Genomic DNA, 21,341 nt, shown 5'->3' with positions numbered 1-21,341 from the left:
GCGCTGCGCGCCAGATCGCGGGCAAGCCCGCTCCCACAGGGGATTTGTGAACGACATATACCCACTGTGGGAGCGGGCTTGCCCGCGAAGACTGACTTTCAGGCAAATAAAATCTAAAAACTGCCATCTGTGCCCGGCCCACATCCGGCTCGTTTCGAACTACGCTCAACCCGGCACATGAACTCTATTGGGCGTATCACGTCTGATAGGAGGAAATGCGCCTCGACTCGCGTTAAACTGCGCGGGTTTTTAGCCCCCAATTCCACCGGAGCCTTCCATGTCCCGCGTTACCCTGAGTCGCTATTTGATTGAGCAGACCCGTAGCAACAACACCCCTGCCGATCTGCGTTTCCTGATCGAAGTGGTGGCGCGTGCTTGCAAGGAAATCAGCCACGCCGTATCCAAGGGCGCCCTCGGCGGCGTTCTGGGCAGCATGGGCACTGAAAACGTCCAAGGCGAAGTGCAGAAGAAACTCGACGTGATCTCCAACGAGATCCTGCTCGAAGCCAACGAATGGGGCGGTCACCTGGCCGGCATGGCGTCCGAAGAAATGGACAATGCCTACCAGATCCCGGGCAAATACCCGAAAGGCGCGTACCTGCTGGTATTCGACCCGCTGGACGGCTCGTCGAACATCGACATCAACGCACCGGTCGGCACGATCTTCTCGGTGCTGCGTTGCCCGAGCGAATACCTGAGCCAGAACGAAGCCTTGAACGAAAAGGCCTTCCTGCAGCCAGGCACCGAGCAGGTCGCTGCCGGTTACGCCATCTACGGCCCGCAGACCATGCTGGTGCTGACCTTGGGCGACGGCGTGAAAGGCTTCACCCTGGACCGCGAAATGGGCAGCTTTGTGCTGACCCATGAAGACATCACGATCCCGGAATCCACTCAGGAATTCGCGATCAATGCGTCCAACCAGCGTCACTGGGAAGCACCGGTACAACGCTACGTCGGCGAATTGCTGGCGGGCGATGAAGGTCCGCTGAAAAAGAACTACAACATGCGCTGGGTCGCCGCGATGGTTGCCGACGTGCACCGTATCCTGACCCGTGGCGGTCTGTTCATGTACCCACGCGACAGCCGCGAGCCGTCCAAGCCAGGCAAACTGCGCTTGATGTACGAAGCCAACCCGATGTCGTTCCTGGTTGAACAGGCTGGCGGCGCGTCCACCGATGGCCATCAGCGCATCCTCGACATCAAGCCTGACGGCTTGCACCAGCGTGTCGCGGTGTTCCTCGGTTCGAAAGAAGAAGTCGAACGCGTCACGGCTTACCACAAGGAATAAACCATGACCGCGCCCTGGCAGCCGTTGCTCGAATGGTGGTTCGGAACCCTCCAATCCCCAAACGACATAGCGGCTGACAAGGGCAAGTTATGGTTCGGCAAGCGCGACAGCCAGGACCTCGAAGCGCGAACGCGTTTCGGGGACTGGGTCGAGCAGGCACTGGCCGGCGGATTGACTGACTGGGCGCAACGCCCCGAAGGTTGGCTGGCCCTGGTGCTGCTGCTCGATCAACTCCCGCGAATGATCTTTCGCGACACTCCCAAATCCTTTTCCGGCGATCTCAGGGCTCAGGCACTGGTGGCGCAAGGCATTGCGGCGGATTTCGATCGGCAGTTGCGGCCGATCCAGCGGGTGTTCATTTATCTGGTGTTTGAGCATTGCGAGAATCTGGCGGTGCAGAATGAGGCGGTTTCAAGGTACATCGATCTGGTTGCGCAGCAGCCGGAGGCGGATCAGAAGCTGTTTATCGATTATCTGAACTATGCCGAGAAGCATCAGCGGGTGATTGCGCGGTTTGGACGATTTCCGCACAGGAATGCGGTGCTGGGAAGGGAGTCGACGGCTGAGGAAATGGAGTTTCTGAGCGGGCCTGGGTCTCGGTTCTAACTCTGCGTTGTTGCAGACGCCGCCTTCGCGGGCAAGCCTCGCTCCTACAGGTTATGCACAGTCTCAAATGCTGCACCAATCCTGTAGGAGCGAGGCTTGCCCGCGAAGGGGCCCGCAAGATCGCCTTAGATCCTGAAGCTTCCAACCAACTGTTTAAGCCGCGCCGCCTGCTGCTCAAGATCTGCACACGCGCGCAAGGTCGACTGCAAGTTCTCCACCCCTTCCTGGTTCAGCGTGTTGATCTCGGTGATGTCGACGTTGATCGATTCCACCACAGCGGTCTGTTCTTCGGTTGCAGTCGCTACGGATTGGTTCATCCCGTCGATCTCGCCAATACGCTGGGTCACGCTGCCCAGACGCTCACCGGCCTGGTTGGCGATGCCGACGCTGCTTTCGCTCTGGCGCTGGCTGTCGGTCATGGTGCTCACCGCTTCCCGGGCGCCGACTTGCAGTTCCTCGATCATCTTCTGCACCTGCTGCGCCGAATCCTGAGTGCGATGGGCGAGGTTGCGCACCTCGTCCGCGACCACGGCAAAACCACGGCCGGCTTCACCGGCACGCGCCGCTTCAATCGCCGCGTTCAATGCCAGCAAATTGGTCTGCTGCGAGATGCTGGTGATCACTTCCAGAATCTGCCCGATGTTCACGGTGTTGCTGTTGAGCGTTTCGATGTTGCCGCACGAGTCGCTGATCTTCGCCGAGAGCTGCTGCATCGCCGCGATGGTTTTATCCACTACTTGCTGACCGTCTTCGGCCAGGGCACGGGCGTCGCTCGAATGCTGGGAGGCGAGGGCGGCGTTCTGGGCGATTTCCTGGGCGGCGGCGCCCAGTTCGTTGATCGCTGCAGCCACGCTGCTGGTGCGCGAGGCTTGCTGGTCGGAGTTGAACATCGACGAATTCGAGGCCGCCACCACACGCAGCGCCACTTCGTTGACCTGGCCGGTGGCCGAGGACACTTCGCGAATCGAGGTGTGAATACGTTCCACGAAGCGGTTGAACGAGGTGCCCAACGCACCGAATTCATCCTGGCCGTGAATGGTCAGGCGTTTGGTCAGGTCACCTTCGCCTTCGGCGATGTCATGCATGGCGCGGCCCATGGTCAGCAGCGGCTGCATCAGGAAGCTGATCAACATGCCCAGCAGCGCGATGATGATGACCACGGCGATGACCATGGCAATGATCGCCGAGGTGCGGAACTCGCTGAGCATCGAGAACGCGGTTTCCTGGTCCAGCACCAGTGCCACGTACCAGTCTGCCGAGGGCACGCCGTTGACGTGGGTAAAGGAGATGAACTGGGTCTTGCCGTCGAGTTCGACTTCTTTCAGGCCCGGGCTGACTTTCGGTGCGCCGTTCGGGTAGGCCTCGGCGAGGCTCTTGAGCACCAGTTTGCTGTCCGGGTGGATCAGGATCTTGCCGTCAGCGCTGACGATGAACGCGTGGCCGTGACCGCCGAAGTTCAGCGAGTTGATGATCGCGCTGACGCTGGACAGGTCGATGTCCGCACCGGCGACGCCGATCATCTGGCCTTGATGCTGCACCGGCGTGGCGACGGTGATCACCAATTTGCCGGAAGAAGCGGCGATGTACGGTTCGGTGACGATGGTCTGCTGCGCGCTGTTGGCCGCCTTGTACCAGCCGCGGGCGCGAGGGTCGTAGTCCGCCGCGCGATTGCCGGCGGGGATCGAGAACATCACGCCGTCAGTGCCACCGAAGTAGCTCAGCTGGAAGTTGCCGGTGTAGGCCGGCAAGTCGATAGCGCGCTTGAGGCTGGCGGGTGCGCTGCCGTCCACAGCGATTTGCTGGGACAACGATTGCAGCAACTGCATGCGGCTTTCCAGCCAGGTCTGGATGTTGCTGGTGGTCAGGCTGCCGAGTTCCTGCATCGAGGATTCGGTACTGCTGCGCAGGGTCTGGCGCTGGCGGTAGTCGTTGAACAGGATAAAGCAGGCGAACGCAACAGCGACCACGAGGGCGGCTGCCAGCAGGATCTTGTGGCTGAATTTCATGTTTCTGGTCATTAAATGCACTACCGCGGAGGGGCTGGTCAGCGAGGGGCGTCAATTTGCCACAGTCGAGGGCTTTGCGCTGCTTCTATGTCGACTGGTCAGCGCCAAAGATTAGGCGTCTTTTTGCGAAAACCGATGAAATACTCAGCGACGCAGGAAAGTCGCTGATTTTTCGAATAAAGGCAGACGAGCGGCCCGATAAATAGCCGCGTGGTCGGGGAACCAGATAGGGGTTTTCTCTTCTAAGCTTCTGCTTGGCAGCCATGCCATTCCCCTTCGCCCCAGGAGCTACACCATGTCGCTGCGTTCTATCGCCCTGCTCTCGTTCTGCGTGTTATTGGCCGCATGCAGCAAGGTCAATCAGGAAAACTACTCGAAGCTGTCGGCCGGGATGCCCAAGGCAGAGGTTGAAGCCTTGTTGGGTAAAGCCACTGATTGCTCGGGCGCGCTCGGTATGTCCAGTTGCACCTGGGGTGACAAGAACAGCTTTATCAGCGTGCAGTACGCCGGTGACAAAGTACTGATGTTTTCCGGCCAAGGCCTGAAGTAATCCGGGGCTACGCGCCCACGGGAGAAAAACAATGAAGCGGTTATTGATACTCCTTTTTGCCGGCCTGGTATTGGCCGGCTGCGCCACTTCTGGCGAAGATTCGTTGGCGCCGAAAACCGTCAACAGCGTCAATCTCAAGAAATACCAGGGCACCTGGTACGAGTTGGCCCGCCTGCCGATGTATTTCCAACGCAACTGCGCGCAATCCGAAGCCCATTACACGCTCAAGCCTGACGGCAACGTGCTGGTGCTGAACCGCTGCCTGACGTCGGACTGGCAATGGGAAGAGGCCAAGGGCACGGCTTATCCACAAGTGCCGGGCAAGACCGACAAGTTGTGGGTCGAGTTCGATACCTGGTTCTCGAGGCTGATTCCGGGTGTAGCGAAGGGCGAGTACTGGGTGCTGTACGTCAGCGACGATTACAAGACGGCCATCGTCGGTGACCCGGGCCGCAAGTATCTGTGGCTGCTGTCGCGAACGCCGACGGTTAACGGTGTAGTGCGTGAAGAACTGCTGAGCAAGGCGCGTCAGCAGGGCTACGACACCACACGGCTGATCTGGCGCGCGTCGGATACGCAGATGGCCAAGACCTCGAATTAGCGGGGCACCGAAGATCAAAACTGTGGGAGTGAGCCTGCTCGCGATAGCGGTCTGTCAGTCAACATTTCTGTTGGATATGACGGCCTCATCGCTAGCAGGCTCACTCCTACAATTCGTTTTGCGTTAACCCAACAGATCGCGCAGGACCTGGGTAAACGCCCGGTTACTTTCTTCTTCTGCGGCATGACGCCCGTCACGCACAACCCACTGGCCATTGACCAGCACATCGCGCACCTGACGATCGCCACCGGCAAACAACCAACGATTGAGAATCCCGTCACCGCTGGCCGTTGCCAGGTACGGATCGTTGCCATCCAGCACCAGCCAATCCGCACGCTTGCCGACTTCCAGCGCGCCAATCGGCTGACCCAGCGCCTGCGCCCCGCCATCCAGCGCAGCGTCATACAGCGTGCGGCCAACCATCGGCTGATCCGCGCCATACAAGCGATTGCGCCGCTGATCGCGCAGGCGTTGGCCGTATTCCAGCCAGCGCAATTCTTCCACCACACTCAATGACACATGGCTGTCAGACCCGATACCCATGCGCCCGCCCTGCGCGAGGAAATCCACCGCCGGAAAAATCCCGTCGCCGAGGTTGGCTTCGGTGGTCAGGCACAGACCGGCAATGGCGCGACTCTTGGCCATCAGCGTGACTTCTTCCGGGTTGGCGTGGGTCGCGTGGACCAGGCACCAGCGCTGATCGACTTCGGTGTTTTCGTACAGCCATTGCAGCGGGCGACGACCGCTCCAGCTCAGGCAGTCATCGACTTCCTTCTGCTGTTCGGCGATATGAATGTGCACCGGGCACTGCTTGTCGCTGGCCGCCAGCACCTCGCTGATCTGCTGCGGTGTTACCGCGCGCAACGAGTGGAAACACAAACCCAGCGACTGCGCCGGTTGTTGCGCCAGGATCGGCTGCAAACGCGACTGAAGCGTGAGGTAGTTTTCGGTGCTGTTGATGAAGCGGCGCTGGCCGTCGTTCGGCGTCTGGCCGCCGAAACCGGAATGGCTGTAAAGCACCGGCAACAGGGTCAGGCCGATACCGGCGGAACTGGCGGCCTCGCTGATGCGCAGCGCCAGTTCGGCCGGATCAGCGTAAGGCTGGCCATTGGTATCGTGGTGCACATAATGAAATTCCGCGACCGAGGTGTAACCGGCCTTGAGCATTTCGATGTACAGCTGACGAGCAATGACGCCGAGTTGATCCGGGCTGATTTTTCCGACGAGGCGATACATCAAGTCGCGCCAGGTCCAGAAACTGTCATTCGGATTACCCGCCACTTCCGCCAGCCCGGCCATGGCTCGCTGGAAGGCGTGGGAGTGCAGATTCGGCATGCCCGGCAGCAGCGGACCGCTCAGCCGTTCGGCGCCATCTGCGTGGGAATCGGCCTGGATATGGGTCAAAACGCCGTCGGCGCTGACCTCAAGACGTACATTGTTGGCCCATCCACTAGGCAGCAGCGCGCGTTCGGCAAAGAAGGCGGACATGGTTCAGCACCCCATCGTGTGTTATTTGTATATACATATACAGACGTTTGCCTGCTCGGTAAACTCCGGCAAGCTAGCAACCCTTACTAAACGACCAAGGATTAACCGTGCCGACTCCGCCCCCAGTGTCACCGTTGGCCGCGAACATGGGCGACAGTCCGGCGCCCTTGTACGCCCGCGTCAAACAGATGATTACCCAGCAAATCGACAGTGGAAACTGGCCGCCGCACTACCGCGTTCCGTCGGAAAGCGAACTGGTCAGCCAGCTCGGTTTCAGCCGCATGACCATCAACCGCGCCCTGCGCGAAATGACCGCTGACGGTCTGCTGGTGCGCATGCAAGGCGTCGGCACGTTCGTCGCCGAACCGAAGAGCCAGTCCGCGCTATTTGAAGTGCACAACATCGCCGACGAAATCGCCTCCCGTGGCCATCGCCATACCTGCAAAGTGATCACCCTAGAAGAAGAGGCCGCCGGTTCCGAACGCGCTTTGGCGCTGGACATGCGCGAAGGCCAGAGGGTTTTCCATTCGCTGATCGTGCATTTCGAAAACGATATTCCAGTGCAAATCGAAGACCGTTTCGTCAACGCGCTGGTGGCGCCGGACTACCTCAAGCAGGACTTCACCCTGCAGACGCCTTACGCCTATCTGAACCAGGTCGCGCCGCTGACTGAAGGTGAGCACGTGGTCGAGGCGATTCTGGCCGAGGCCAGCGAGTGCAAGTTGCTGCAGATTGAAAAGGGCGAGCCGTGCCTGCTGATCCGTCGCCGCACCTGGTCCGGCCGTCAGCCAGTGACCGCTGCCCGTTTGATCCACCCCGGTTCCCGTCATCGCCTGGAAGGTCGGTTTCACAAATGAATGAAGTGAAAGTCTTACGCGCAAAAGACTACCCGCGCATGCCGTGGAAAAACGGCGGCGGCAGCACTGAAGAAATCACCCGTGATGCGGGTGTTGGCCTTGATGGTTTCGGCTGGCGCCTGTCGATTGCCGATATCGCTGAGTCCGGCGGCTTCTCAATGTTTGCCGGTTACGAGCGCGTCATTACCGTGCTGCAAGGTGACGGCATGACGTTGCGTGTCGATGGTCAGGACACGCAGCCGTTGTTACCGTTGGAGCCGTTTGCTTTCAGCGGTGAGAGCCACGTTACCTGCACCTTGCTGGGCGGGCCGATTCGCGATTTCAACCTGATTTATGCGCCGCAGCGTTACGACGCGCGGTTGCAGTGGCTGGATGGCGAGCAACGGTTTTTCACTTCGGCTGGCACTGTGATCGTCTTCAGTGTCACCGATGCGCTGGAAGCGAAGGTGGGTAGCCACGACGCACAATTGGGTCGCCATGATTGCCTGCGACTCGACGGTAACGTGGGTCTGTTGGAAGTCTCCAGCAACGGCCTGTGCTGTGTGATCGAGCTGACCGCACGCTGATTAACTGCTGAAGAAATCTAATGTGGCGAGGGGATTTATCCCCGGTGGGCTGCGTAGCAGCCCCAAAAAAAAGGTCTGCTGCGCAGCCCAACGGGGATAAATCCCCTCGCCACAAAAGCAGTCTTCTACCCGTGTTCCCCATCGCGCACCACTTTGTTACCGAACGCCCCAGCGTGGCGCAAAACCACGCTCAAGTAACAGCCGCCATGCCCTCGCAAAATCCCCCCGAAAAATTTCATCTGTGCCAGAGCCCTTGATCCAGGCGCTTTCCAGCCCTTTCAAAAATTTTCTTGAACACTCATCCAACAAGTTGGCCGCTTGATTGCATATGCTTGTATGTACAAGTAAAGACGTATGCGTATGAGTCGATCGAGACTCCTCGCAACGTCCACTGATTCGCTTGTGGCGCTTTGACGCGCACAGGCTGGCTTACCCACCGCCAGGGTTGGTTTGGATTGATCGCTGAGGAGTCTTTTTCGTGACTGACAATAAACCTACGAAGTTTCGTGACGTTGAAATCCGCGCTGCCCGCGGTAACAAACTGACCGCCAAGAGCTGGTTGACCGAAGCGCCGCTGCGCATGTTGATGAACAACCTCGACCCGGAAGTTGCCGAGAACCCTAAAGAACTGGTGGTTTACGGTGGTATCGGTCGTGCGGCGCGTAACTGGGAATGCTACGACAAGATCGTCGAAAGCCTGACCAACCTGAACGACGACGAGACCCTGCTGGTGCAATCCGGCAAGCCGGTCGGCGTGTTCAAGACCCACACCAATGCTCCACGCGTGCTGATCGCCAACTCCAACCTGGTGCCACACTGGGCGAGCTGGGAACACTTCAACGAACTCGACGCCAAAGGCCTGGCCATGTACGGCCAGATGACCGCCGGCAGCTGGATCTACATCGGCAGCCAGGGCATCGTTCAAGGCACCTACGAAACTTTCGTCGAAGCCGGTCGCCAACACTACAACGATGACCTGAAGGGTCGTTGGGTCCTGACCGCAGGCCTCGGCGGCATGGGCGGCGCTCAACCACTGGCCGCCACCCTGGCCGGCGCTTGCTCGCTGAACATCGAATGCCAGCAGGTCAGCATCGATTTCCGTCTGAACAGCCGTTATGTCGATGAGCAAGCCACCGACCTCGATGACGCGCTGGCCCGCATCGCCAAATACACCAAGGAAGGCAAAGCGATTTCCATCGCCCTGCTGGGTAACGCGGCTGAAATCCTGCCGGAACTGGTCAAGCGCGGCGTGCGCCCGGACATGGTCACCGACCAGACCAGCGCCCACGACCCGCTCAACGGTTACCTGCCAGCCGGCTGGACCTGGGAAGAGTACCGCGCTCGCGCCAAGACCGAGCCTGCTGCCGTGGTCAAAGCCGCCAAGCAATCGATGGCCGTGCACGTTAAAGCGATGCTCGAATTCCAGAAAATGGGCATTCCGACCTTCGACTACGGCAACAACATCCGTCAGATGGCCCAGGAAGAAGGCGTCGAGAACGCGTTCGATTTCCCAGGTTTCGTACCGGCTTACATCCGTCCGCTGTTCTGCCGCGGCATCGGTCCATTCCGTTGGGCTGCACTGTCGGGCAACGCTGAAGACATCTACAAAACCGACGCCAAGGTCAAAGAACTGATCCCGGACGACGCCCACCTGCACAACTGGCTGGACATGGCGCGCGAGCGCATCAGTTTCCAGGGTCTGCCGGCACGTATCTGCTGGGTTGGCCTGGGCCTGCGCGCCAAGCTCGGTCTGGCGTTCAACGAAATGGTTCGCAGCGGCGAGTTGTCCGCGCCCATCGTGATCGGTCGCGACCACCTGGACTCCGGTTCGGTAGCCAGCCCGAACCGCGAAACCGAATCGATGCAGGACGGTTCCGACGCCGTGTCCGACTGGCCACTGCTCAACGCTCTGCTCAACACCGCGAGCGGCGCGACCTGGGTTTCCCTGCACCACGGCGGCGGCGTCGGCATGGGCTTCTCCCAGCACTCGGGCATGGTGATTGTCTGCGACGGTACTGACGAAGCGGCCGAGCGTATCGCTCGCGTCCTGCACAACGACCCGGCGACCGGTGTCATGCGTCACGCCGATGCGGGTTACCAGATCGCGATCGACTGCGCCAAGGAACAAGGGCTGAACCTGCCGATGATTACCGGCAAATAAAACGGGCTTTGGCCTGATGCAAAACCTGTAGGAGCGAGGCTTGCCCGCGAAGGCGTCTTTTCTGACACACCGCGGTTCGCGGGCAAGCCTCGCTCCTACAGGGGATCACACCAACACCGAATAACAATCCACAGAGGTTGAACCATGGCTGTTAACAGCGATCGTGCAGGCAGTAAACCGTTGATCGAGACACGGTCGATCGACTACATCCCGGAAACGGAGAGACACGGTCGTCTGTTGAGCCAGTTCACCCTGTGGATGGGTGCCAACCTGCAAATCACCGCGATTGTCACCGGGGCCTTGGCCGTGGTGCTGGGCGGTGACGTGTTCTGGTCGTTGATCGGTCTGTTGATCGGTCAACTGCTCGGCGGTGGCGTCATGGCGCTGCATGCGGCGCAAGGGCCCAAGCTTGGCCTGCCGCAGATGATTTCCAGCCGTGTGCAGTTCGGCGTGTATGGCGCGGCCATCCCGATCGTGCTGGTGTGTTTGATGTACCTCGGTTTCACCGCAACGGGCACCGTGCTTTCCGGCCAGGCGCTGGGCCAGTTGTTTGGCGTCAGCGACAGCGTCGGTATCCTCATCTTCGCCAGTGTCATCGTGCTGGTCACGGTGCTCGGTTATCGGGTTATCCATTTCATTGGTCGTGTCGCCAGCGTCATTGGTGTGATTGCCTTTGTTTACCTGTTCAGCCGTCTGATGAGCCAGACTGATGTTGGCGCACTCCTGCAAATCCGCCACTTCAGCTGGAGCAGCTTCCTGCTTGCGGTGTCGCTCGCGGCGTCCTGGCAGATCGCCTTCGGTCCTTACGTGGCTGACTACTCACGCTACCTGCCGAGCAAGATTTCCTCGGTGAAAACCTTTTTCGCCGCTGGTGCAGGTTCGGTGATTGGTGCACAGGTGGCGATGATCCTGGGCGTGTTTGCCGCCGCTTCGGCCAACGGGCAATTCGCCGGTCACGAAGTGGCCTACATTGTGGGTCTGGGCGGTACCGGTGCCACCGCTGCGCTGCTGTACTTCAGCATCGCGTTTGGCAAGGTCACCATCTCCACGCTGAACTCCTACGGCAGCTTCATGTGCATTGCGACCATCATCAGCGGTTTCCGTGGTCACCTGCAGGTATCGCGCTTGCAGCGTCTGGTGTTCGTGCTGTTCATCGTCGGTACTGCGACCCTGATCGCGTTGCTTGGTCAGCACTCGTTCCTCGGTGCGTTCAAGTCCTTCATCCTGTTCCTGCTGGCGTTCTTTACGCCATGGAGTGCGATCAACCTGGTGGACTACTACTGCATCACCCGCGAGCGCTATGACGTGCCGGCGCTGGCCGATCCGAACGGTCGCTACGGCCGTTGGAACCCCCTCGGTATCAGCGTCTATGTCTTCGGTGTGCTGGTACAACTGCCGTTCATCTCCACCAAGTTCTATACCGGTCCGCTGGTAGACGCCCTGGGTGGTGTGGATATTTCCTGGATCATCGGTCTGGTGCTTCCCGCAGCGCTGTACTACGTGTGCGCGAAAAAATGGCACGGCTCGGTACCCGATCACTTGATTCTGCCGGTTGAGCAGGACAGCGTTGTACAACAAAAAACAAGTGGGGCTGGTCGCGCTGCGGCGCAGGCCTGATTGGACGTGGACAGGGCTGGATGCCTCTTGACTGCCGTAAGCCAATTCATGATTAGGAGCGTCACTACAATGAAATCGAACAAGACCCTGCTGACCACATTGCTTTCCATGGGCCTGCTCGCCAGCGCCGGCGCCACTCAGGCTGCCGGCTGGTGCGAGTCAGGCAAACCGGTGAAATTCGCCGGCCTGAACTGGGAAAGCGGCATGCTGCTGACCGACGTGATGCAAATCGTGTTGGAGAAGGGCTACGACTGTAAGACCGACAGCTTGCCGGGCAACTCCATCACCATGGAAAACGCCCTGAGCAGCAACGACATTCAAGTTTTTGCCGAAGAGTGGGTCGGCCGCAGCGAAGTCTGGAACAAGGCCGAGAAGGCCGGCAAAGTGGTCGGTGTTGGCGCTCCGGTCGTTGGCGCAATCGAAGGCTGGTACGTGCCACGCTACGTGATCGAAGGCGACGCCAAGCGCAAGCTGGAACCCAAGGCCCCGGACCTGAAAGCAATCGCCGATCTGGGTAAATACGCTGCAGTGTTCAAGGATCAGGAAGAGCCATCCAAGGGCCGTTTCTACAACTGCCCGGCCGGCTGGACCTGTGAACTCGACAACAGCGAAATGCTGAAAAGCTACGGCCTGGAAAGCACCTACACCAACTTCCGTCCGGGCACCGGTCCGGCGCTGGATGCGGCGGTGCTGTCGAGCTACAAGCGTGGCGAGCCGATCCTTTTCTACTACTGGTCGCCCACCCCGCTGATGGGCCAGGTTGACCTGGTGAAACTCGAAGAGAAACCAGGCGTGAACAAGGAAGTGACCATTAAGGTCGGCGTGTCCAAGGTCTTCCACGAGCAAGCCCCGGAACTGGTGGCCGTGCTGGAGAAGGTCAACCTGCCGATCGACCTGCTCAACCAGAACCTCGGGCGTATGGCCAAAGAGCGGATCGAGTCGCCAAAACTGGCCAAGATCTTCTTGAAGGAACATCCTGAAGTCTGGCACGCGTGGGTGAGCGAAGACGCAGCCAAAAAGATCGACGCGGCCTTGTAGGTCGAGCTTCACCGACTGCCGTCAGCGGCAGTCGGGTGCTTGATCGCAACCCCTTGATTGAGAGTCTCTTATGTTTCCCGAAAGCTTTACCTTTTCCATCGCCGACTGGGTCAACAGTTGGGTCGATTCGCTGGTCACCAACTACGGCGACGTGTTCCGCAGCATCTCCGACACCCTGTTGTGGGCCATCGTCAATCTTGAAGGGCTGCTGCGTGCGGCGCCCTGGTGGCTGATGCTGGCCATCGTGGCGGGCGTTGCCTGGCACGCGACCCGCAAAGTCGTGACCACTGCCGTGATCGTCGGCTTGCTGTTCCTGGTCGGCGCGGTCGGCCTCTGGGACAAGCTGATGCAGACCCTGGCGCTGATGATGGTGGCGACGGTCATTTCGGTGCTGATCGGCATCCCGCTGGGCATTCTCTCGGCACGCAGCAATCGCCTGCGGTCGGTGCTGATGCCATTGCTGGACATCATGCAGACCATGCCGAGTTTCGTTTACCTGATCCCGGTACTGATGCTGTTCGGCCTGGGCAAGGTCCCGGCGATTTTCGCCACCGTGATCTACGCCGCACCACCGTTGATTCGCCTGACCGATCTGGGCATCCGCCAGGTTGACGGCGAAGTGATGGAAGCGATCAACGCCTTCGGTGCCAACCGCTGGCAGCAACTGTTCGGCGTGCAACTGCCGCTGGCCCTGCCGAGCATCATGGCCGGGATCAACCAGACCACCATGATGGCCCTGTCGATGGTAGTGATTGCCTCGATGATCGGTGCCCGTGGCTTGGGCGAAGACGTGTTGGTGGGGATTCAGACCCTCAACGTCGGACGTGGCCTTGAAGCCGGTCTGGCGATCGTGATTCTGGCAGTGGTCATCGACCGCATTACTCAGGCGTATGGTCGGCCACGGCATGAGGTGAGCAAATGAACAACGAAGCCATCAGCAAGATCGAAGTCAAAAACGTCTTCAAGATTTTCGGCAACCGTTCCAAGGAAGCGCTGGGCATGATTGGCCAGGGCAAGACCAAGGATCAGGTGCTGGCCGAAACCGGCTGTGTGGTCGGCGTGAACGACTTGTCCCTGAGCATCGGCACCGGCGAGATCTTCGTGATCATGGGCCTGTCGGGTTCCGGCAAGTCGACGCTGGTGCGCCACTTCAATCGCCTGATCGACCCGACCAGCGGCGCGATCCTGGTGGACGGCGTGGACATCCTGCAATACGACATGGAAGCCCTGCGCGAATTTCGCCGGCACAAGATCAGCATGGTGTTCCAGAGCTTCGGCCTGCTGCCGCACAAGACCGTGGTGGAGAACGTCGCCTACGGCCTGAAAGTGCGTGGCGAGAGCAAGCAAATGTGCTCCGAGCGCGCGTTGCACTGGATCAACACCGTGGGCCTCAAGGGCTACGAAAACAAATACCCGCATCAGCTCTCGGGCGGCATGCGTCAGCGGGTGGGCCTGGCTCGCGCCTTGGCGGCAGACACCGACATCATCCTGATGGACGAAGCGTTCAGTGCGCTCGACCCGCTGATCCGCGCGGAGATGCAGGACCAGTTGCTGGAACTGCAAAAGACCCTGCACAAGACCATCGTCTTCATCACCCACGACCTCGACGAGGCCGTGCGGATTGGGAATCGCATTGCGATCCTCAAGGATGGACGACTGATTCAGGTCGGCACGCCGAGAGAGATCCTGCATTCGCCGGCGGATGAGTATGTCGACCGGTTCGTGCAGCGGCGGGCTGCGGTGGTTTAAAGGTTTGTGGCGGCTGTTCGGACGCCTTCGCGGGCAAGCCTCGCTCCTACAGGATTCGTGTTTGCCATCCGAATGTGGGAACGACGCAAACCCTGTAGGAGCGAGGCTTGCCCGCGAAGAGGCCGGCAAAGCTGCATCAATATTCAGGTTGTACGCATGAGGTCCAAGATGTCCCAAGCTGAAAAAATCGTTATCGCCGACGCCCCGTTGCGTTGGCAGGATGTGGTCGCCGTCGCCCGCCATGGCGCACAGCTTGAGCTGTCGCCACAGACCTGGGCGCGCATCGAAAACGCTCAGGCCATCGTCCAGCGCATCGTCGCCAGCGGCGAGCGCGCTTATGGCGTCAACACAGGCCTGGGTGCCTTGTGCAACGTCTCGCTCAAAGACGAACAACTCAGCCAACTGTCGCGCAACACGCTGCTCAGCCATGCCTGTGGCGTTGGCCCGTCGCTGGCCGATGAACAGACTCGCGCGATCATGTGCGCGGCCATCCGCAATTACAGCCACGGCAAGTCCGGCATTCATCGCCGTGTGGTCGAAGCGCTGCTGGCGCTGCTCAATCGCGGCATCACCCCGCAAGTGCCGTCCCAGGGTTCGGTCGGTTACCTGACCCACATGGCCCACATCGGCATCGCGCTGTTGGGTGTCGGCAATGTCAGCTATCGCGGGCAGATCGTCTCCGCGCAGCAAGCCCTGGCCGAAGAAGGTCTGCAACCGGTTCAGCTCGGTGCCAAAGATGGCTTGTGCCTGGTCAACGGCACGCCGTGCATGACCGGCCTCAGCTGTCTGGCGATTGCCGACGCGACGCGTCTGGTGCAATGGGCTGACGTGATCGGCGCCATGAGTTTTGAAGCCCAGCGTGGCCAGATCGCTGCGTTCGATGCCGAGATCATCGCGCTCAAACCGCACCCGGGCATGCAGCAGGTCGGCATCAATTTGCGGGCGTTGCTCGATGGCAGTGAAGTGATTGCATCGAGCAAAGGTATCCGCACGCAGGATGCGCTGAGCATTCGTTCGATCCCGCAAGTCCACGGTGCTGCACGGGATCAACTGACGCACGCGATCAGCCAGATCGAAACCGAACTCAACTCGGTCACCGATAACCCGATGCTGCTGGGCACGCCGGATAATTTCCGCATCATGTCCCAGGCCAACCCGCACGGTCAGTCAGTGGCACTGGCGGCTGATTTGCTGGCCATCGCCATGGCCGAAATCGGCTCCATCGCCGAGCGTCGCCTCGATCGCTTGATCAACCCGCACGTCAGCGGTCTGCCGGCGTTTTTGGTGGCCAATCCCGGGGTGAATTCCGGGATGATGATCGTCCAGTACGTCGCCGCTTCGCTGTGCGCGGAAAACCGCCAGTTGGCGCAACCGGCCGTGCTCGACAACTACGTCACCTCGGGCCTGCAGGAAGACCACTTGAGCATGGGCACCAACGCGGCGTTGAAGCTGCACCGCGCCCTGGAAAACTGCACGCAGATCCTCGCCATCGAGTACCTGTTGGCGGCTCAGGCGTTTGAATTTCTCAAGGAACAACGTTTTGGCGCAGGCACCGATGCCGCATGGCGTCTACTGCGTGAACGCGTCCCGGCTTACGATCAGGACCGTTGGTTGGCGCCGGACATTGCCGTCGCTGCCGGCGTGTTGAAAGACCCGAATTTGCTGCACAAGGCTTTACCGAACCTCAACTGATTCCACATCAAACCAGCGTGCCAAGGCGCCAGCCCCCCACAAGGCGGGAAGCGACGGACAACGGACATTTCCGGAGCGTCTGGTTAGTTAACAAAAAGACTCTCAAAAGGAGAACAAAAGTGACTGCGCTAAACCTGATTCCCGGCCAACTGAGCCTTGCCCAACTGCGTGATATCTATCAGCACCCGGTCAAAATCACCCTCGACAACAGTGCATCAAAGCAGATCGAAGCCAGCGTTGCCTGCGTGGAACAGATCCTCGCCGAGAACCGCACTGCCTACGGCATCAACACCGGTTTTGGCCTGCTGGCCTCGACCCGCATCGCCAGCGAAGACCTGGAAAAACTCCAGCGCTCGCTGGTGTTGTCCCATGCCGCCGGTGTCGGCGAGCCGATCAGCGATGCGCTGGTGCGGTTGGTCATGGTGCTCAAGGTCAACAGCCTGAGCCGTGGTTTCTCCGGGATTCGCCGCGTCGTGATCGACGCTTTGATCGCGCTGATCAACGCCGAGGTTTACCCGCACATTCCGTTGAAAGGTTCGGTCGGTGCCTCCGGCGATCTGGCGCCTTTGGCCCACATGTCCCTGGTGTTGCTGGGTGAAGGCAAGGCTCGCTACAAAGGCGAGTGGATGGAAGCGACCGAAGCGCTGAAAGTCGCCGGTCTGACCCCGCTGACCCTGGCGGCGAAAGAAGGCCTGGCGCTGCTCAACGGCACTCAGGTGTCGACCGCTTATGCGCTGCGCGGTCTGTTCGAAGGCGAAGATCTGTTCGCCGGTGCCGTGGCGATTGGTGCCCTGACGGTCGAAGCGGTGCTGGGCTCGCGCTCGCCGTTCGATGCGCGCATCCACGCCGCACGTGGCCAGAAAGGCCAGATCGACGCCGCTGCCGCTTACCGCGATCTGCTGGGCGAGCGCAGTGAAGTGTCCGACTCGCACCAGAACTGCGAAAAGGTCCAGGACCCGTACTCCCTGCGCTGCCAGCCACAAGTCATGGGCGCCTGCCTGACTCAGTTCCGTCAGGCCGCTGAAGTGCTGGCCGTCGAGGCCAACGCGGTCTCCGACAACCCGCTGGTGTTTGCCGCTGAAGGCGACGTGATCTCCGGCGGAAACTTCCACGCCGAACCGGTGGCCATGGCCGCTGACAACATGGCCCTGGCCATCGCTGAAATCGGCTCCCTGAGCGAACGCCGCATCTCGCTGATGATGGACAAGCACATGTCGCAACTGCCGCCGTTCCTGGTGGCCAATGGCGGCGTGAACTCCGGTTTCATGATCGCTCAGGTGACCGCGGCGGCACTGGCCAGCGAGAACAAGGCGTTGTCCCATCCGCATTCGGTGGACAGCCTGCCGACTTCCGCGAACCAGGAAGACCACGTGTCGATGGCGCCGGCTGCGGGCAAGCGTCTATGGGAAATGGCGGAAAACACTCGCGGCGTTTTGGCGGTGGAGTGGTTGGCGGCCGTTCAGGGGCTGGATTTGCGTGAAGGCCTGAAGACCTCGGCGAAGCTGGAAAAGGCGCGCGGGATTCTGCGTAACGAAGTGCCGTTTTATGAGAAGGACCGCTTCTTTGCGCCGGACATCAACGCGGCGACCGAGCTGCTGGCGACGCGTTGCCTGAGCGAACTGGTCGTAACGAAGTTGCTGCCTAGCCTATAACCCACCCACAGATCGTTCCCACGCTCCGCGTGGGAATGCCTCTAGGGACGCTCCGCGTCCAGTGACGCGGAGCGTCACCGGCTGCATTCTCACGCGGAGCGTGGGAACGATCAAAGACGAGGAACTCGGGATGAAAACTCTCTGGCAACACTGCCACGTCGCAACCATGGCGCAAGGCGTCTACTCGATCATCGAGGACGCGGCCATTGTGACGTCCGGTGCGCACATTGAGTGGGTCGGCCCGCGCAGTGAACTGCCGTCGGGTGAGTACCCTGCGGTGAACGATTTGAAAGGGGCCTGGGTCACCCCGGGCCTGATCGACTGCCACACCCACACGGTGTTCGGCGGTAACCGCAGCGGTGAATTCGAACAGCGCCTGCAAGGCGTCAGCTATGCGGAAATCGCCGCGGCCGGTGGCGGCATCGCCAGCACCGTGCGCGCCACCCGTGCAGCGACCGAAGATGAGCTGTTTGCCAGCGCCGCCAAGCGTCTGAAAAGCCTGATGCGCGATGGCGTGACCACGGTCGAAATGAAATCCGGCTACGGCCTCGACCTGGCCAGTGAACGCAAGATCCTGCGCGTCATCCGTCGCCTCGGTGCCGAACTGCCAGTCAGCGTGCGCAGCACCTGCCTCGCCGCTCACGCGCTGCCGCCGGAATACGCGGATCGCGCCGACGACTACATCGATCACATCTGCGCTGAAATGCTCCCGGCCCTGGCCGCTGAAGGGCTGGTGGATGCGGTGGACGCGTTCTGCGAATACCTGGCGTTTTCGCCGGCACAAGTCGAGCGCGTGTTCATCACCGCGCAAGAACTGGGTCTGCCGGTGAAGCTGCACGCCGAGCAATTGTCATCGCTGCACGGGTCGAGCCTGGCCGCGCGTTACCACGCTCTGTCCGCCGATCACCTGGAGTTTATGGACGAAGACGACGCCATCGCCATGGCCAAGTCCGGCACCGTCGCGGTGCTGCTGCCGGGTGCGTTCTACTTCCTGCGTGAAACTCAATTGCCGCCGATGGATGCCCTGCGCAAACACGGCGTGAAAATCGCCATCGCCAGCGATCTCAACCCCGGCACTTCGCCGGCGTTGTCGTTGCGCTTGATGCTCAACATGGCCTGCACCTGTTTGCGCATGACTCCGGAAGAGGCCTTGGCGGGCGCAACGATTCATGCCGCCACCGCGTTGGGCATGGCCGACACGCACGGTTCGCTGGAAGCCGGCAAGGTCGCGGATTTCGTCGCCTGGCAAATCGATCGTCCCGCCGACCTGTCGTACTGGCTGGGCGGTGACCTGGAAAAACGCGTCGTGCGTCACGGCGTCGAAACGAGCGTTTAGGAGAGCAGTTGTGGATAAGGTTCTGAACTTCAAACAAGGCCGCGTGCCGCTGCTGATCAGCATGCCCCACGCCGGCTTGCGCCTGACTTCGGCGGTGGAAGCCGGGTTGATTCCCGACGCGAAAAGTCTGCCGGACACCGACTGGCACATCCCGAAGCTTTATGAATTTGCCGCCGAGCTGGGTGCCAGCACCTTGGCCGCTGAATACTCGCGGTTTGTCATCGACCTGAACCGGCCGTCCGACGACAAGCCTTTGTATGTTGGCGCGACCACTGGCCTGTACCCGGCGACGCTGTTCGACGGCATTCCATTGTTCCGTGAAGGGATGGAGCCGTCGGCGGCTGAGCGTGCGACGTATCTGGAGCAGGTGTGGACGCCGTATCACACCACCCTGCAGAACGAACTGGCGCGACTGAAAGCCGAGTTCGGCTACGCGCTGCTGTTCGATGCGCATTCGATCCGCTCGATCATCCCGCACCTGTTCGACGGCAAGCTGCCGGACTTCAACCTCGGCACCTTTAACGGCGCGAGTTGCGATCCGCAGTTGGCCACTCAGCTGGAAGCCATCTGCGCGCGCCACGGCGATTACAGCCATGTGCTGAACGGTCGCTTCAAGGGCGGCCACATCACCCGGCATTACGGCAACCCGTCCGAAAACATCCATGCGGTGCAACTGGAGTTGGGGCAGTGCACCTACATGGAAGAGTTCGAGCCGTTCCGCTATCGCCCCGACCTGGCTGAGCCGACGCAAGTGGTGCTCAAGGAATTGCTGCAAGGCCTGCTGGCCTGGGGCCAAAAGCACTACGCGTGACGGATCGTTCCCACGCTCCGCGTGGGAATGCCTCAAGGGACGCTCCGCGTCCAGTGACGCGGAGCGTCACGGGCTGCATTCCCACGCAGAGCGTGGGAACGATCAGCACGTGGCTATCAAGTCGCCACCGTGCAAATCTCGGTCGCCACAGTTCGCTTTTACCCTCTCGACGCTGCGTAATGTGCTGGACACGGTGCACGAAGACACCGGCCCTCACAATAATCTGCCGCACGAGAACGCTCTCTATGACCAGCACCAAAGGTTTGTTCACCCGCTGTCTCTCAATCCTCTGCGGCACCGCTCTTCTGAGCACCAGCGTCCTGGCCAGTGACGACGCGTCCTGCAAGGCCGTGCGCATGGGCGTGGTCAACTGGACCGATGTGATCGCCACCAGCGGCATGGCTGACGTGTTGCTCAACGGCCTCGGTTACGAAAGCAAGCAAACCAGCGCTGTGCAGCAAATCATCTTCGCCGGCATCCGCGACAAACGCCTCGATATCTTCCTCGGTTACTGGGAACCGGCGATGGACAAGAACATCGCGCCGTTCGTAGCCGCCAATCAAGTGAAGGTCATGGACAAACCGAGCCTGGCCGATGCTCAGGCGACCCTCGCAGTCCCGGACTATGTCGCGGCTGCAGGCCTGAAAACCTTCGCCGACATCGCTAAATTCAAAGATCAGCTCGGCGGCAAGATCTATGGCATCGAGCCGGGCAGCGGCGCCAACACCACCATCAAAACCATGATCGAGACCAATCAATTCGGCCTGAAGGATTTCAAGCTGATCGAGTCCGGTGAGGCCGGCATGCTCGCGGCCGTTCAGCGGGCGGTGAACCGCAAGGAGTTCGTGGTGTTCGTCGGCTGGACCCCGCACCCGATGAACATCAACATGAAGATCGCCTACCTGACCGGCAGCGAAGACGTCTATGGCCCGAACGAAGGCGCGGCGACGGTCTCGACCGTGACGTCCCCGGACTATGCCGAGCGTTGCCCGAACGTGAATCGCCTGTTGCAAAACCTGACCTTCACCGCTGCCCAGGAAAGCCAGTTGATGGTTCCGATCATGGAGCGCAAGACGCCTCAGGACGTTGCCCGCCAATGGCTGCGTGATCATCCGGAAGACCTTCAGCGCTGGTTGGCAGGGGTCAGCAGTTTTGATGGCAAGGATGGCGTATCCACCGTACAAGCCAGCCTGAAAAACTGACGAATCAGTAAGGGTGAGTGTACATCCTGTGGCGAGGGGGCTTGCCCCCGTTGGGCTGCGAAGCGGCCCCAAAATCCTGGATTGAGTATGGATTTTGCGAGCGCTGCGCACTCGAACGGGG

Annotated in this window: 18 protein-coding genes and 1 pseudogene; 16 read left to right on the top strand and 3 right to left on the bottom strand. The window is 60.4% G+C overall.

The genetic code is table 11. From position 1 onward, the window contains the following. Positions 1–277: 277 nt before the first annotated feature. Entirely contained in the window at positions 278–1,288 is a 1,011-nt protein-coding gene (locus tag ACIQV9_RS16515; protein WP_403103363.1) for a class 1 fructose-bisphosphatase, read from the top strand. A 3-nt stretch (positions 1,289–1,291) separates the two neighbouring features. Further along, complete coding sequence (locus ACIQV9_RS16510; RefSeq protein WP_403103360.1) at positions 1,292–1,894, top strand: DUF924 family protein; 603 nt, start codon at positions 1,292–1,294, stop codon at positions 1,892–1,894. Between the two features lie 125 nt (positions 1,895–2,019). Here ACIQV9_RS16510 and ACIQV9_RS16505 read toward each other — a convergent pair whose 3' ends face one another. Together ACIQV9_RS16505 and ACIQV9_RS16500 are read right to left on the bottom strand one after the other, a co-directional pair. Next, positions 2,020–2,784, bottom strand: a complete 765-nt coding sequence (locus ACIQV9_RS16505) for a methyl-accepting chemotaxis protein (protein WP_370694726.1) — start codon at positions 2,782–2,784, stop codon at positions 2,020–2,022. Between the two features lie 93 nt (positions 2,785–2,877). Beyond that, a pseudogene (locus tag ACIQV9_RS16500) lies at positions 2,878–3,900 on the bottom strand (cache domain-containing protein); the annotation flags it as partial. Between the two features lie 295 nt (positions 3,901–4,195). On the opposite strand from ACIQV9_RS16500, the gene ACIQV9_RS16495 reads away from it, so the two are divergent. Next, entirely contained in the window at positions 4,196–4,450 is a 255-nt protein-coding gene (locus tag ACIQV9_RS16495) for a hypothetical protein (RefSeq protein ID WP_010464535.1), read from the top strand. Between the two features lie 31 nt (positions 4,451–4,481). After that, a complete protein-coding gene (locus ACIQV9_RS16490; protein ID WP_403103357.1) occupies positions 4,482–5,051 on the top strand; it encodes a lipocalin family protein in 570 nt (189 codons plus the stop codon). Positions 5,052–5,174: 123 nt separating this feature from the next. On the opposite strand, the gene ACIQV9_RS16485 is transcribed toward ACIQV9_RS16490, so the two are convergent. Further along, complete coding sequence (locus ACIQV9_RS16485; protein WP_403103354.1) at positions 5,175–6,539, bottom strand: formimidoylglutamate deiminase; 1,365 nt, start codon at positions 6,537–6,539, stop codon at positions 5,175–5,177. Positions 6,540–6,685: 146 nt separating this feature from the next. Between ACIQV9_RS16485 and hutC the strand changes: the two genes are divergently transcribed. The 12 genes from hutC to ACIQV9_RS16425 all read left to right on the top strand — a co-directional run bounded on the left by hutC (position 6,686) and on the right by ACIQV9_RS16425 (position 21,220). Beyond that, positions 6,686–7,396 carry a histidine utilization repressor gene (gene hutC / locus ACIQV9_RS16480; protein WP_154505298.1) on the top strand — a complete coding sequence of 237 codons (711 nt, stop codon included), beginning with the start codon at positions 6,686–6,688 and terminating at the stop codon, positions 7,394–7,396. Then, entirely contained in the window at positions 7,393–7,962 is a 570-nt protein-coding gene (locus tag ACIQV9_RS16475; protein WP_403103353.1) for a HutD family protein, read from the top strand. The genes hutC and ACIQV9_RS16475 overlap by 4 nt, the downstream gene beginning before the upstream one ends. 478 nt (positions 7,963–8,440) lie before the next feature. Then, positions 8,441–10,123, top strand: a complete 1,683-nt coding sequence (gene hutU / locus ACIQV9_RS16470) for a urocanate hydratase (RefSeq protein ID WP_403103351.1) — start codon at positions 8,441–8,443, stop codon at positions 10,121–10,123. Between the two features lie 144 nt (positions 10,124–10,267). Further along, positions 10,268–11,740 (top strand): purine-cytosine permease family protein, encoded by a 1,473-nt coding sequence (locus ACIQV9_RS16465; RefSeq protein ID WP_403103348.1) that lies wholly within the window; start codon positions 10,268–10,270, stop codon positions 11,738–11,740. Between the two features lie 69 nt (positions 11,741–11,809). Beyond that, positions 11,810–12,778, top strand: a complete 969-nt coding sequence (locus ACIQV9_RS16460; protein ID WP_403103345.1) for an ABC transporter substrate-binding protein — start codon at positions 11,810–11,812, stop codon at positions 12,776–12,778. Between the two features lie 70 nt (positions 12,779–12,848). Next, the gene (locus tag ACIQV9_RS16455) at positions 12,849–13,700 is read left to right on the top strand and encodes a proline/glycine betaine ABC transporter permease (RefSeq protein WP_074872803.1); all 852 of its coding nucleotides are present in this window, start codon (positions 12,849–12,851) and stop codon (positions 13,698–13,700) included. Further along, a complete protein-coding gene (locus ACIQV9_RS16450) occupies positions 13,697–14,527 on the top strand; it encodes a glycine betaine/L-proline ABC transporter ATP-binding protein (protein ID WP_403103341.1) in 831 nt (276 codons plus the stop codon). Before ACIQV9_RS16455 ends, ACIQV9_RS16450 begins: the two co-directional genes overlap by 4 nt. Before the next feature lie 168 nt (positions 14,528–14,695). Then, entirely contained in the window at positions 14,696–16,219 is a 1,524-nt protein-coding gene (gene hutH / locus ACIQV9_RS16445) for a histidine ammonia-lyase (protein WP_403103339.1), read from the top strand. 119 nt (positions 16,220–16,338) lie between these two features. Continuing rightward, positions 16,339–17,871 (top strand): histidine ammonia-lyase, encoded by a 1,533-nt coding sequence (gene hutH / locus ACIQV9_RS16440; protein ID WP_403103336.1) that lies wholly within the window; start codon positions 16,339–16,341, stop codon positions 17,869–17,871. Positions 17,872–18,001: 130 nt separating this feature from the next. Then, positions 18,002–19,207, top strand: coding sequence for an imidazolonepropionase (gene hutI / locus ACIQV9_RS16435; RefSeq protein ID WP_403103333.1), 1,206 nt, complete (start codon positions 18,002–18,004; stop codon positions 19,205–19,207). 10 nt (positions 19,208–19,217) lie between these two features. Next, positions 19,218–20,018 carry an N-formylglutamate deformylase gene (gene hutG / locus ACIQV9_RS16430; protein ID WP_403103330.1) on the top strand — a complete coding sequence of 267 codons (801 nt, stop codon included), beginning with the start codon at positions 19,218–19,220 and terminating at the stop codon, positions 20,016–20,018. 245 nt (positions 20,019–20,263) lie between these two features. Next, positions 20,264–21,220: a choline ABC transporter substrate-binding protein gene (locus tag ACIQV9_RS16425; RefSeq protein ID WP_403103327.1), complete on the top strand. Its 957-nt coding sequence runs from the start codon at positions 20,264–20,266 to the stop codon at positions 21,218–21,220. The last annotated feature ends 121 nt before the right edge of the window (positions 21,221–21,341 follow it).

This window comes from Pseudomonas sp. NPDC099000, assembly GCF_044759925.1.
GTDB lineage: Bacteria > Pseudomonadota > Gammaproteobacteria > Pseudomonadales > Pseudomonadaceae > Aquipseudomonas.
The sequence above is the reverse complement of the archived record's forward strand: the minus strand, read 5'-3'. Positions and strand labels throughout refer to the sequence as shown.